This is a genomic window from Paenibacillus barcinonensis (assembly GCF_003217495.1).
Taxonomy (GTDB): domain Bacteria; phylum Bacillota; class Bacilli; order Paenibacillales; family Paenibacillaceae; genus Paenibacillus; species Paenibacillus barcinonensis.
In genome coordinates this window covers 38,729-51,379 of the sequence record NZ_QJSW01000008.1, presented here as the reverse complement: position 1 = coordinate 51,379, position 12,651 = coordinate 38,729, and the positions used below count along the sequence as shown (strand labels likewise).

The window sequence follows — 12,651 nt, the reverse complement described above, 5'->3', positions numbered from 1 at the left end:
AGTGAAGAGAAAGTATAAGATAAGAGAGGTTAGCGGAATGAAGATGAAGCATCCAAACATGGGCGATCCTAAGCCGGCAGGTAAACCAGTCGAAGCCACCCAGATGGACATCATGAAAGTTTTACTACAATGCGGAATCGACCCGGAGCGTTTGAACCATTTCGTTTCCTCCAACATCAAGCGTTCTTGACCCAGTACACATTTGTGAATGGAGGGAATTCAAGATACACAAAAAGACCCAGATACCGGAGGATGAAGCGCTCGGAAGCTGGGTTTTCTTTTCGGGTGAGAGGATGGGGTTAATCCATACTGCGTTCCATTCGAACAAACGCGATAAAACGGCGCGCTTCTTCCTCGGTTAAAGGTTTGCCATCAATCATCAAATCAAAGCGCTCCAGCACTTCTTTATCAGATAATTCAAGAGCATCCACAAAATCACGCACATCCTCATCCATGACCATATCACTTTGCTTAGTACGTCCAATCAGATAATCGATGGACACATCAAAGATGTCAGCAAGCCTTGTTAACACCTCGAAATCCGGTTTGCGCCGGTTTTTCTCATAGTGGGAGAGGGCCGCTCTGGTAATATGAATGGAGCTCGCAAGTTCTTCTTGAGTAAGTCCCCGCTGTTCTCTTAATTCAGCAATGCGATTTCCGTAGCTCATAAGCTATTTCCCCCTGAACACTATCATATATATAGAAACCATCCTGAGCCAAGTTTTTGATCAGGGCAAGCTTTCCTGCAAATGTACTACGCCTCATTCGTCTCATAAACTTCATTTGTAAATAGGTCTGTCTAAGGACATCTCATATTGTCGTAAATCAAAAGAACCATGTCCAAATACTGCTTGACATGATACGTATTGTATCGTAAATTGGACGTATAGAGTTACAAAATGTATCATTTGAATATTTAAAGTATTTCCACATTGCCTGTCTGCTATACCCGTGAGAAGGAAGAGGGCAAACATGAAAATGAATTGATTCTAAAGGAATGAAACCATGCATTCAAAAGTTGTTCAGGAATGGGCCAATTTGCAACCAAATGCCCATATGTACATTCAGGAGCTTCATGGGAAAAGGGTAGACCGCAAAAGACGTCCCGTCCTGTTACTGGGTATGGACATACACGCGATTACCTTCCTAAGTGACCTGAACTTGCCAGTATTATCAGAATTGCTCATAGGTTTGGATGTAGAAGACAGCCATGTATGCGTCAGACTTCCTGCAAAGCTTCAATGGAAACAGCCCTTCGGAGAGCTCATCATGTATCATTCGAACCTGCATATTCAGAAAGAACAGACACTATATATAACTGGACAGTTAAACCGAATGCTTGCTGAAGTAGAATTTGAGGCGGTTTCACGGATTCCTTACGAGAAGGCACCGAACCATTCTCCTCCGTATAAACCATATCACTACATTGATTTTACCATATAGGACGAAGTTTAATCTGAACATTTTCTGAACAAGCATGTACTTAACGCCATTTTACTATATTTCATAGCGTTATGCATTAGTTCTTTAACACCAAAAGCATTTGCGCAATGAATAACAGGGCGGGGAGGAACATACATTGAGGAAGTTTGGATATGGTTGAAATACACTGCCACATTTTATCCGGTCTGGATGATGGTCCTGTTCGAATGGAGCAGTCCGTTGCGATGGCTGAGAAGGCGGCAGCCTCAGGAATTACCTCCATTATTGCAACTCCGCATCACCTGAACGGATATTACCACAATGAACCAATGGTAGTAAATCAGGCTGTTCAACTGTTACGTGCCGAACTAAGCAAACGAAATATTCATTTGCAGATTGCTCCTGGTCAGGAGATCAGAGTGCACGACAGGCTGATTGAAGACTTGTATGCAGGCAAATGCTGCACACTCGCCGGTAGCCGTTATATGTTGCTGGAACTGCCCTTTGGTCATATTCCCTCACAGTTCCCCGAGATACTGCATGAGTTGCGAACAGCGGGAATCATCCCCATTATTGCTCATCCTGAACGCAACCTTGTTATTTTGAAAAGGCCATTGCTGCTAAACGATTATTTGAGTCAGGGCGGGCTATGCCAACTCACGGCCGGATCTTTTACTGGACTTTTCGGGCGAAAAGTTCAGAAATGGTGTTTTCATTTTTGTAAAGAAAACGGGTTTCATTTCATTTCATCAGACGCGCATGATACAAGTCGTCGCGATTTTAGGCTGGACACGGTATGTTCATTGCTGGAAAAGCGGTTTGGGCGTCGTTACATTCAACGCTTGCACGATAATACCCGATCCATATGGGAGAATCAATGTATTTTGACTGAAAGGCCGATGAGCAGGAAGAAACACTTTTTGTTCTGGTAAACATCTAACATGGTAACAAATGATGGCCACGATCAATATCATAGCTGACTTGAATGGAGGAATACAGCATGGAACTCAAGGAATATATACACATATTGCGAAAACGAATTTGGATCATCATTGCCTTTGTCGCTGTGGCTTGTATTGGTGCAGGAGTCAAAAATTATTTCTTTACGGTACCTATCTATGAAGCAAACGCCAAATTAATCGTTAATCAGGCTTACAATGCCCAAGGCGTCCCGAGTTTGGATATCAGTACAATTCAGACCAACATCAAAGTGATCAATTCTTATATGGAAATTATTAAATCCTCCGCCATTCTTGATAAAGTGGCAGCCACATATCCTGAGCTGGGCATGACTGGCAATCAGATCGGACAGAGCATCCAAGCTTCCACTGCCAATGAATCTCAAGTTATGAATATAACAGCTTCGGGTCTATCTCCAGATCAAGCTGCAAAAACTGTAAATGCAGTGGCCAACGTGTTCAAAGCTCAAATCCCCGTAATTATGAAGGTAGACAACGTAACGATTCTTAGTGAAGCGAAATCTGCGGATTCCTCCAAACCTATCAATGTCAATCCCATCATCAATATTCTAATCAGTTTTATTGTCGGACTGTTATTGGCAGTTGGCTTTGTGTTCCTGCTCGAATATCTGGACGACACGATTAAAAAAGAAGAAGAACTGGAAAAAGAATTAAACCTGCCTACACTTGCAGTCATATCCAAAATCAGAAAAGAAGAAAGCCGTGGTTCCAAGCAATCCTCAACATCTCAAAAACAGGTGGGTGATGGACAGTATGTCACGATTAACCAATGAGAGAGTAAGTCTGGTTACGATGGCTAATCCCAGATCTAATTCTTCGGAGGCCTATCGAAAGCTCAGAACCAATATTCAGTTTTCGTCGATCGACAATCAGATTCAAACGGTGATGATTGCCTCTGCATCATCAGGTGAAGGAAAAACGACTACGATTGGCAATCTGGCAGTTACCTATGCACAGGAAGGGAAAAAGGTACTGCTTGTGGATACGGATTTACGTAAACCGGCAGTGCATCTCATGTTTAATGTCCCGAACCACATTGGGCTGACCAGTGTGTTATCCAGTCAATATAAGGTCACAGAGGTGCTAAGGGAGACGGGGGTAGAAGGGCTGCATGTGCTTTCTTCCGGCCCCATTCCTCCTAATCCTTCGGAGATGATCGGTTCGCGCAAGATGACGGCACTGCTTGAGGATTTGAAGCAGGACTATGATGTTATTTTGTTTGATACTCCGCCAGTTCTGACCGTAACAGATGCCTTGATTATCAGCTCATTATGCGATGGTGTCATTCTTGTCGTGAGTGCGGGCAAAGTGAAGAAAGATTTGGTCAAAAAGGCCAAAGCCCATCTGGAGCATGTAAATGCACGTATTCTGGGCGCCGTGCTGAACAATGTTCAGACACCGAAAAGCCGGAATGTGAGCTATGGCGAAAAGTCATAACGTATCAGCCTCAACATCTGAGATGTATACATCATTGTAAAAGGTCATGTCTACTATACCTCTATCAAGGTAGGCACTCGGTCACACTGTGGGTAGTGTACCTTAGACGTGAATCGTCAAGGGTGTGATGTGAGGAGGGGTTCAATGCCCTATGATGTATTATTCATTTCATGTTTTCATGGTTTCGTGAAGTTAAATAAAAAAATGGATAGGGTGATTTCGATGACAAAGGTGAGAAAAGCGATTATTCCTGCTGCCGGATTGGGAACCCGATTTTTGCCTGCCACTAAGGCGATGCCGAAAGAAATGCTCCCTATTGTGGACAAACCAACGATCCAGTACATCGTTGAGGAGGCTGTTGCTTCCGGTATTGAGGATATTATCATCGTGACGGGGAAGGGCAAACGTGCGATTGAGGATCATTTCGACAGCGCGTTTGAACTGGAGCATAACTTGCTTGAGAAGGGCAAGCTCAGTTTATTGGAAGAGGTCCGCAAGTCCTCCAACGTGGATATTCATTACATAAGGCAGAAGGAAGCCCTTGGACTTGGGCATGCCGTCTGGTGTGCTCGAAACTTCATAGGCAATGAACCCTTTGCTGTACTGCTTGGTGATGATATTGTCGTTTCGGAAGTACCCTGTCTGAGACAGCTTATCCAGCAGTATGAACGGGTTCAGCAGTCTGTGCTAGGTGTGAAGACAGTCAGTCCAAGTGAAACATACCGCTATGGCATTATTGATCCGTTGCATACAGAAGGTCGATTATCTTCTGTAAGCAGTATGGTTGAAAAACCGCCTTTGGGTTCCGCGCCTTCCAACCTGGCAATTATGGGACGATACATTTTGACCCCTAAAATTTTTGAATACCTGGAGGAACAAAATGTAGGCGCGGGTGGCGAAATTCAGCTGACGGATGCACTACAGAAGTTAAACCATGATGAAGGAATCAGCGCCTATGACTTTGAAGGGTCCAGATATGATGTAGGCGAGAAGCTTGGATACATTCTCACAACACTGGATTTTGCACTCAGGAACAAAGAGCTGCGTGCACCTGTTCTGATGGCCATTGAAGAGATTTTGATGAAAGAGCAAATGGACCAAATGCTCGTGGCTGGAGGGGATAGTCTGTGAGTTTTTCAGGACAGGAGACCTTTGGAAGTGCGGAAATGCTGGTCAAAGAAGGTAATGCAGCATCACTTGAGCAGCCTTACTCACGACGTGTTGGCGGGTATACAGATGTGATCAAGCCGCTGGCTGATTTTGTGTTAGCCGTTCTGCTACTGTTAGTGACCTTACCGATTATGGTGCTTTCGGCTATGCTGATTAAGCTGGATTCCAGAGGGCCTATCATCTTCAAGCAGGAACGGTATGGGAAGAACGGAGTCAAATTTAACATCTATAAATTCAGAACGATGCGTACAGACGCACCGAAATATGGCCTGTCTCCAACGGACAGCTATGATCCACGGATTACGCGATTAGGGCGAATACTACGTAAGACGAGTCTGGATGAGCTGCCTCAGCTGCTTAACATCATTAAGGGAGATATGAGTTTTATCGGGCCAAGGCCTGAGATGAAGCGGATTGTGGAGGAATGTTACACCGATCTGGAACGCAGACGTTTTCTGGTGAAGCCCGGAATTACAGGCTTGTGGCAGGTCAGTGAGGCGCGTAAGGAGCCTATTCATCACAATTTGCAGTATGACTTCGACTATATTTCCAACGTCTCCATCAAAATGGATATCACGATTATTTTTAAAACCATTCGTGTGATGATTAAAAGTAATACCTTTTGACCATTCTTGATTAACTGCTGGAGTGTGATCTAATGAAACATATTGTTGTGACTGGTGCTGCGGGATTTCTAGGCTCTCATCTTGTACAGTCCTTAATCCACCAGGGACACCGGGTTACAGGCATAGATAATCTATCCACAGGCATACTACGCAATCTGGAAGAAGTCATGGTGAATCCTCGGTTTGTGTTTCATCAAGCGGATGTTACACAGCCGGATTCATTGGACATATTGGCTGATCAGCAGGTACATGAAATCTATCATCTGGCTTCACCTGCTTCCCCGAAGTTCTATCAAGCTGATTCCATCGGCACGATATGGGTGAATACCCAAGGAACCTATCATATGCTGGAGTTGGCGCGGAAGAAGGAAGCCAGGTTTCTGTATTCAAGCACAAGTGAAGCATATGGAGACCCGGAGATTCATCCGCAGCCGGAGAGCTACCGGGGCAATGTGAATACATGGGGACCGCGGGCCTGTTATGATGAAGCCAAGCGGCTGGGCGAGGTTTTTTGCTACGAATACTACACGAAACAACAGGTTTCCGTGCGCGTTGCACGTATATTTAACACATACTCTTCTGGTCTGCGGAATGACGATGGCCGGGTGATATCCAATTTTGTCACACAGGCGCTGACAGGTCAGGATATTACGGTTTACGGGGACGGGTCACAGACACGCTCCTTCTGTTATGTGGATGACAATATCCGGGGGTTACAAGCCTTGATGGCGGAGGACAAGGCGGAAGGAGAGATTATCAATATCGGCAATCCCACCGAATACAGCATTCTTGAGGTTGCCTATTTGGTGAAGCAACTGACTGGCTCGGACAGCAACATTGTCTTTCTACCACTTCCCGAGGATGATCCTAAGGTTAGACGGCCTGTCATTGATAAAGCCAGAGAGATATTGAACTGGGAACCGAAGATTGCTCTGGAAGAAGGATTGGGACGTATGATCCAGCATTATCGGACTATGCTGCTGCAAGAGCGAGTGCAAGTACAGGAAACCTCATCAAACAGATGCTAAATAAAGTGAGTTGAGATGCATGCCCAAAATACTGATCGCCCACAGCTTATATCCTCCACACATCATCGGAGGAGCCGAGATATCCACACAGATTCTTGCCCAGACATTGGAGCCACGATATGACGTTGAAGTCATTACTGTCGGTGGACATAAGGACGGCGGAGTGCAGACCGATAAAATTAACGGGATCGAGATTTCCAGGCTTCCGTTTAACAATCGGTACTGGATCGGGGATACCGCAAGACAGACCAGCACTTCGGATAAAGTGTTATGGCGTATTCAGGACATTTTTAATGTGAGACAGTATCGGCATATTAAAGAATATCTTATGCTGAAACGTCCAGCCTTGATCCACACTCAGAATATTCCTGGACTCAGTCTCGCGGTTTGGAAAGCGGCATTTGAACTGAACATCCCGGTTGTGCATACGCTTCGGGATTTCTCGTTAATTGAGCCGATTGCGATTGCAGCATATTCCAGATTCTACAGACAGATTTCCAAACGATACAGCCGCAGAGTTTCTGCCGTGATTGGCATATCCGAGCATGTGCTCAGGAAGCATACAGAGCTTGGATTCTTCGCGCATGCTTCTCCGTATGTCATACACAACATTGTAGAGAAGGGGAATCAGGCTCAGCCCTGGAACAGGGGCAAAACGGTTCGCCACCATCAGCCGCTTCATATTGGATATTTCGGGCAATTGACGGAAGTCAAAGGGGTTCATTATCTGATTGAAGCAGTGCAGAAATTGGATGAACGGCTTGTGGGCAATTTGTATATTCACGGGCATGGTCCAATGCTGGATGCGTTGAAAGAACTGGCTGGAGAGGATTCCCGTATTGTATTCATGGGTAAAATCGACAAACAGGCGATTGCTTCACAGATGGAAAAAATGGACCTGACGATTGTACCGTCCACTTGGGATGAACCCTTCGGCAGGGTTGTAATTGAATCGTATCAAGCCGGCACCCCCGTCTACGCTTCAAGAGTAGGTGGCATGCCCGAAATTTTGCTGGATGCAGAGACCTTCTCCTTTACTGCCCATAGTGCCGATGCAATTCGTGAGAAGATACTTCACTACTATGAATTATCCGAAGCGGATAAACAGGAGTTAATGCTGCGATGCTGCAAACACAGTTTATCCTTTAATGAAGATTATCTTCTCACGAGGCATACGGGCGTTTATGAGAAGTTAATCGGGTGTGGAGGTTAGGATGTACATGACTTCTTTGAATGTCAAATCACATGTGTTAATACAGGCGAGATCCGAAACTTCGCCCGCTGTGCTGATGGTGCTGATTCATTTTTTGCTGCTGTATTTATCCGTTTATGGGTTGATCTCCATCTATGTGGATAATATCGTCATTCGTTCACTGAAGGATGCCGGCATGCTGCTGCTTGCATTTTATACACTGATCCGGGTATATCGGCAGCAGATCGACTTTATGAACTTGTTCCTGTTTGTATTGGCGTCCCTGGTCATATTGGGTTCTCTAAATGTACTGGTCGGTTCTAGTGTGGTGACTTTAATCTATGGCATCAAAATTACCTTGTTGCCGCTCGTCATGCTGTTTACGGGCATGTTTATGGCTCAGCATAACAGAGTGTTCGCATTTGCCAGAACCAATCTGGTTATTTTTATTATGCTCATTGCAGGGTGGTGTGTTCAATATGCGCTGGGCATAGAAAAGCTAATCACGATGGGATTCGTGTATGGGGTAAACATCAAAAACTATCTAGAAGGTGTTCCCCGTTTATCCTCCATTACGTATTCACCAGATGGTTATGCGTACGCATTGCTCATGACAGGCATCATTGCGGAACGAACCAAATTGGCTGTAAACCACCGAAGCTTCCGTATCCTCATTCAACTGCTGACCATCAGCTTTTTGCTGTTATCCACCATTCGATCGGCTTTGCTGCTGTGGTGTGTATATCAGATGGTTCTTTTTATGATGAGTATGCGCAGGTACAGCAGGAGAAATATTCTGATTCTAGCGTTTGCTTTTATGGCAATGCCTGCAGCAGTTTTTCTTGGAGGCAGGCTGCTGCAATCTAAAAATCTGCTCTCCAGCTCCTCTCTACTGGATCGGCTCCAGACATGGGGGAGCAGTCTGACATCACCTTTCACCATGAATGGCATGATCGGCAATGGCATCGGCTCAGTGGGTGCCGCAAGCCGCCGTACACATATGATCGGTCTGAACTCAAGCAATTTTGCGGTAGACAATCAGTACTTTTCTCTATATGAACAGACAGGATGGATCGGACTCGTGTACTTTTTGATTCTATTTATGCTGCTGTTTATTACGCTTGTTAAACGAATGAAGGCTCCGTCCGAACCGGGAGTGTCCACACTTCCTCAGGCGGCTATTGCAATGGGTGCAGGTGTGGCAGCAGCCAGCCTGACGACCAATGTTCTGGAGTTATTTCCTGCCAACGTTTTTTTCTGGATGTTTATAGGCATGGCTCTATATCAGCATCGTCGTGCAGGTGAGATACCTTATAAAGCGGGTGAGCAGGGATGAAGGTTTTGCACATCGGAGAATATGTCGTGGGTGGCGTAGCCACGTATGTAAACGAGCTGGTATCTTACCAGCGTGACCGGTTTGAGGTCTATGTATTGATGAGTGATTATAATTCGGCCAAGGATTTTGATCTGGAGCCAGAGCGCATTTTGCGTTACAGCTACAAGCGCAGTCCCAGACACTTTCTCTCGGCGATGAGACAGATTCATCAGGCCATCCGGCAGATCGAGCCGGATATTATTCATGTTCACAGCTCATTTGCAGGCATGCTTGCAAGGGGCTTGTTTTTTTTTACACGACGTAAAGCGAGTATATTTTATTGCTCACACGGCTGGTCTTTTTTGATGGATACCAAACCATTGCGTAAAAAGGCTTATTTTATGATTGAAAAAATACTTGAGCTCAAAACCGATTTTATCGTTAACATCTCAAAATATGAGATGCAGCAGTCCATCCGTGTAGGCATGTCTCCTGCCAAATCCCGATTCGTTTACAGCGGCCTGCGAGACCGCAAGCCTGAACAGCGCGAGCGTGGGGAGCGGACGCCGGTGCTGCTGCCGCAGCATGAAGATTCCGAGCAGAATGCAAGTATGATCAAGCTTTTGTTTGTGGGCAGATATGATCGGCAGAAGGGGCTGGATTTGCTACTTGATGTATTCAGGCAGTACCCGGTGCTTCAGCAGCACATTCAGTTATACATCATCGGCGATCGTGTGCTGGAACAAAATGAATGGACCTTTACGGACAATATGATTCGGTTAGGGTGGGTCAATAACGCGGAGATTGATCACTATTACGAGCAGTGTGATGCGATTATTATGCCATCCAGATGGGAAGGGCTGCCTCTGGTTGCACTGGAGGCCATGAAAAATCGTAAGCCGGTCATTGCAAGTAATCGCTCTTCGCTTCCAGAGCTTGTGACTCATGGCGTAAATGGTTATATTTTCGAACTGGAACAGCTTGAGGGTTTGAAGGACATTCTGCTACAGCTCGACAAATCCACGTTGGTGGCAATGGGAGAAGCGGGTCGTCAACTGTATAAAGAGAAGTTCAGCTCGGATCGGATGAATGAAGAGTTTGTGAGTCTCTATTATGAAGCGAGGAATGTGGAAGTGAGCTTCCAGACGGCGGTGACTGCGCCAGCTTCACGTTTGGAAATTTCAAAAAGGAATGGAGATTAACATGATCACAATATACATTAATGCCCGTTTTCTGACACAAACCGTGACCGGGGTACAGCGCTATGCGATTGAACTTGTGAAGGAAATGGATCATCTGATTGATGTGGGAGAGGTGGATGGCTCCCAGGTAGAATTTTGCTTGCTTTCACCAGCCAATGTTGTTACTCAGCTCGAACTGAAGCATATCCGTCACCAGATTGTAGGCAGACTGAAGGGTCATGTGTGGGAGCAGCTGGAATTGCCGTTTTATGCGAAAAAGGGAATGCTGATTAACCTGTGCAACACGGGCCCGGCGTTCAAACGGAATCAGGTGGTGACGATTCATGATGCCTCTGTGTTCAGTTATCCCAAGGCATTTTCCTTTGCCTTCCGGTCATGGTATCAATTTTTGACGGTTCGATTAGGCAAAATTTCGAAAAAGGTGATTACCGTATCTCATTTTTCCAAGGGTGAATTGATTCAGCACTGCAAAATTGCCGCTCAGAAAGTATCGGTTACCCATCTGGGCATTGATCATATCCATCACAGACAGGCCGCTCAAGGAACACTTGAGAAGTATGGCATCAAGTCTCCATATGTGCTCGCGGTCAGCACGATGAATCCTTATAAAAACTTCAAATTAATTCTGGACATCTTACCCGAAGTGAAGGCGCAGAATCTGAGTGTTGTCATTGTTGGATCAAAGAACAGCAAGGTGTTCAGCAACCATGCCGTGAGCGAATCGGAGGATGTCAATTGGGTGGGCTATGTAACGGATGAAGAGTTAAAGGCGCTGTACGAACAGGCTACCGGCTTTATTTTCCCCTCCTTGTATGAAGGCTTTGGCTTACCTCCCCTGGAGGCGATGGCGCTCGGTTGTCCAGTGATTGTATCCTCTCGTGGCTCGATCCCGGAAGTGTGCGGAGAGGCGGGGCTTTACTTTGATCCTCATCATCCGCAGGAAGCGGCTTCTCGTCTCGTAGAGATGATGTCCGATCCGGAGCTTGGGCAGCGAATGTCCATTCAGGGCAGAGAGCATTCGGCCTTTTTCTCATGGAACAAGTGTGCCAAGGATACGGTCAATATTATTATGAGCACGGTGTGAGCAGCGGAAATGTATGCATGCGAGGGAGATAAAGCTATGAACAAAGTGTTTGTTGCCATTGACTTCCCGCCTGACAAGGGAGGGATTCATGATTATGCCTACGGGCTGATCTCACAGATGCCAGCAGAAGAGATAACGGTGCTGACGAATAAAACCAATCATGCCGCAGAGTCAGAGCGATTCGATCAGACCAGCAATTTCGAGATTATTCGTAAACGAATTTTCTGGAATTCAAACAAATGGCTCCTGCTGCTCTCACAGCTTATTCTTGTGGTGCAGCTGATTTTGCTCCAGTGGCGCAAAAAAACAAATGAAATCCATTTTGTGAACATATTCCCGGTAGGGCTGGCAGGTCCATTTATGAAATGGCTCTTTAAGGTGAAATACTTTCCTTATGTTCATGGGCTGGATGTGATGGGAATGGTCAACAGCAGATTATTTCCACTTCTGTTGTTCATTCTTAAACGAGCTGACAAGGTAATTGCCAACAGTCAGTATACGAGGTCGAGGCTGGTGGAACTGGGAGTACCAGAGACCCGAATCGTCATTATTCCACCGGGGCTGAATGTCAGCAAGCTGGGCGGGGATACAGGTCTGCACGACAATATTCGGGATACGTATGATCTGCATGGAAAAAAAGTGATGATTACCGTCTCGCGACTTGTAGAGCGCAAGGGACATGATGTCACCTTGAAAGCGGTGAGTGAGGTCATTACACGTATTCCTGATCTCAAATACGTGATATGCGGAGATGGGCCATATAAGGGCGAGCTCGAACGACTGGTCAAGCAATATGGACTAGAGTCTGTCGTTGTTTTTACAGGGCGTACAACAGACCATGAGCTGCATCAGTTATATGAATGCTCAGACCTTTTCATTATGCCCAGCCGTGATATCAAAGAGAAGGGCGACGTGGAAGGGTTCGGTATTGTATTTCTGGAAGCGAACTATTATCGGTTACCTGTCATTGCAGGCAATAGCGGCGGTATCCCTGATGCGGTCAAGGATCATATTACGGGCTACCTTGTAGACCCTTTGAATGACCGAGAGATTGCGGCACGGATCGAGGAATTAATGACAGATGAGGGGCTTGCCAGAACGATGGGGGATAACGGATATGACTGGGTGACCAATCATTGTTTATGGTCGCATCGCGGTCAGCTGCTCAAGCAGCTGATCTGATGAAGATGTATCC

The 12,651-nt window shown here is 45.8% G+C and carries 14 protein-coding genes; 13 read left to right on the top strand and 1 reads right to left on the bottom strand.

Features of this window, described 5'->3' with window-relative positions; all coding sequences use genetic code 11:
• Positions 1–37 precede the first annotated feature (37 nt).
• A complete protein-coding gene (locus DFQ00_RS29190; protein WP_167433729.1) occupies positions 38–190 on the top strand; it encodes a hypothetical protein in 153 nt (50 codons plus the stop codon).
• A 109-nt stretch (positions 191–299) separates the two neighbouring features.
• Here DFQ00_RS29190 and DFQ00_RS14155 read toward each other — a convergent pair whose 3' ends face one another.
• On the bottom strand, positions 300–668 hold the full coding sequence (locus tag DFQ00_RS14155; RefSeq protein WP_110897135.1) for a helix-turn-helix domain-containing protein: 369 nt from the start codon (positions 666–668) through the stop codon (positions 300–302).
• A gap of 337 nt (positions 669–1,005) precedes the next feature.
• Here DFQ00_RS14155 and DFQ00_RS14150 point away from each other — a divergent pair, with 337 nt between their 5' ends.
• The 12 genes from DFQ00_RS14150 to DFQ00_RS14095 all read left to right on the top strand — a co-directional run bounded on the left by DFQ00_RS14150 (position 1,006) and on the right by DFQ00_RS14095 (position 12,638).
• On the top strand, positions 1,006–1,443 hold the full coding sequence (locus DFQ00_RS14150) for a hypothetical protein (RefSeq protein ID WP_110897134.1): 438 nt from the start codon (positions 1,006–1,008) through the stop codon (positions 1,441–1,443).
• Positions 1,444–1,595: 152 nt separating this feature from the next.
• A complete protein-coding gene (locus tag DFQ00_RS14145) occupies positions 1,596–2,354 on the top strand; it encodes a tyrosine-protein phosphatase (RefSeq protein WP_110897133.1) in 759 nt (252 codons plus the stop codon).
• Between the two features lie 68 nt (positions 2,355–2,422).
• Positions 2,423–3,175, top strand: coding sequence for a YveK family protein (locus DFQ00_RS14140; protein ID WP_110897132.1), 753 nt, complete (start codon positions 2,423–2,425; stop codon positions 3,173–3,175).
• Positions 3,156–3,839 (top strand): CpsD/CapB family tyrosine-protein kinase, encoded by a 684-nt coding sequence (locus DFQ00_RS14135; RefSeq protein ID WP_110897131.1) that lies wholly within the window; start codon positions 3,156–3,158, stop codon positions 3,837–3,839. The genes DFQ00_RS14140 and DFQ00_RS14135 overlap by 20 nt, the downstream gene beginning before the upstream one ends.
• A gap of 222 nt (positions 3,840–4,061) precedes the next feature.
• Positions 4,062–4,970 carry a UTP--glucose-1-phosphate uridylyltransferase GalU gene (galU, locus tag DFQ00_RS14130; protein ID WP_110897293.1) on the top strand — a complete coding sequence of 303 codons (909 nt, stop codon included), beginning with the start codon at positions 4,062–4,064 and terminating at the stop codon, positions 4,968–4,970.
• A complete protein-coding gene (locus DFQ00_RS14125) occupies positions 4,967–5,635 on the top strand; it encodes a sugar transferase (RefSeq protein WP_208643784.1) in 669 nt (222 codons plus the stop codon). The genes galU and DFQ00_RS14125 overlap by 4 nt, the downstream gene beginning before the upstream one ends.
• Before the next feature lie 32 nt (positions 5,636–5,667).
• A complete protein-coding gene (locus tag DFQ00_RS14120) occupies positions 5,668–6,663 on the top strand; it encodes a UDP-glucuronic acid decarboxylase family protein (protein ID WP_110897130.1) in 996 nt (331 codons plus the stop codon).
• A gap of 19 nt (positions 6,664–6,682) precedes the next feature.
• Entirely contained in the window at positions 6,683–7,876 is a 1,194-nt protein-coding gene (locus DFQ00_RS14115; RefSeq protein WP_110897129.1) for a glycosyltransferase family 4 protein, read from the top strand.
• A gap of 7 nt (positions 7,877–7,883) precedes the next feature.
• On the top strand, positions 7,884–9,191 hold the full coding sequence (locus tag DFQ00_RS14110) for a hypothetical protein (RefSeq protein WP_146236173.1): 1,308 nt from the start codon (positions 7,884–7,886) through the stop codon (positions 9,189–9,191).
• Positions 9,188–10,372 (top strand): glycosyltransferase, encoded by a 1,185-nt coding sequence (locus DFQ00_RS14105; protein ID WP_110897127.1) that lies wholly within the window; start codon positions 9,188–9,190, stop codon positions 10,370–10,372. Before DFQ00_RS14110 ends, DFQ00_RS14105 begins: the two co-directional genes overlap by 4 nt.
• On the top strand, positions 10,362–11,456 hold the full coding sequence (locus DFQ00_RS14100) for a glycosyltransferase family 4 protein (RefSeq protein ID WP_110897126.1): 1,095 nt from the start codon (positions 10,362–10,364) through the stop codon (positions 11,454–11,456). The genes DFQ00_RS14105 and DFQ00_RS14100 overlap by 11 nt, the downstream gene beginning before the upstream one ends.
• 36 nt (positions 11,457–11,492) lie before the next feature.
• Positions 11,493–12,638, top strand: a complete 1,146-nt coding sequence (locus tag DFQ00_RS14095; protein ID WP_167433727.1) for a glycosyltransferase family 4 protein — start codon at positions 11,493–11,495, stop codon at positions 12,636–12,638.
• Positions 12,639–12,651: the final 13 nt, after the last annotated feature.

Excerpts from the sequence above, each read along its gene's own strand:
- DFQ00_RS14100 (WP_110897126.1), top strand. The coding sequence starts at position 10,362 with ATGGAGATTAACATGATCACAATATACATTAATGCCCGTTTTCTGACA.
- DFQ00_RS14140 (WP_110897132.1), top strand. The coding sequence starts at position 2,423 with ATGGAACTCAAGGAATATATACACATATTGCGAAAACGAATTTGGATC.
- DFQ00_RS14135 (WP_110897131.1), top strand. The coding sequence starts at position 3,156 with ATGTCACGATTAACCAATGAGAGAGTAAGTCTGGTTACGATGGCTAAT.
- DFQ00_RS14120 (WP_110897130.1), top strand. The coding sequence starts at position 5,668 with ATGAAACATATTGTTGTGACTGGTGCTGCGGGATTTCTAGGCTCTCAT.
- DFQ00_RS14145 (WP_110897133.1), top strand. The coding sequence starts at position 1,596 with ATGGTTGAAATACACTGCCACATTTTATCCGGTCTGGATGATGGTCCT.
- DFQ00_RS14150 (WP_110897134.1), top strand. The coding sequence starts at position 1,006 with ATGCATTCAAAAGTTGTTCAGGAATGGGCCAATTTGCAACCAAATGCC.
- DFQ00_RS14115 (WP_110897129.1), top strand. The coding sequence starts at position 6,683 with ATGCCCAAAATACTGATCGCCCACAGCTTATATCCTCCACACATCATC.
- DFQ00_RS29190 (WP_167433729.1), top strand. The coding sequence starts at position 38 with ATGAAGATGAAGCATCCAAACATGGGCGATCCTAAGCCGGCAGGTAAA.
- DFQ00_RS14105 (WP_110897127.1), top strand. The coding sequence starts at position 9,188 with ATGAAGGTTTTGCACATCGGAGAATATGTCGTGGGTGGCGTAGCCACG.
- DFQ00_RS14095 (WP_167433727.1), top strand. The coding sequence starts at position 11,493 with ATGAACAAAGTGTTTGTTGCCATTGACTTCCCGCCTGACAAGGGAGGG.
- DFQ00_RS14155 (WP_110897135.1), bottom strand. The coding sequence starts at position 668 with ATGAGCTACGGAAATCGCATTGCTGAATTAAGAGAACAGCGGGGACTT.
- galU (WP_110897293.1), top strand. The coding sequence starts at position 4,062 with ATGACAAAGGTGAGAAAAGCGATTATTCCTGCTGCCGGATTGGGAACC.
- DFQ00_RS14110 (WP_146236173.1), top strand. The coding sequence starts at position 7,884 with ATGACTTCTTTGAATGTCAAATCACATGTGTTAATACAGGCGAGATCC.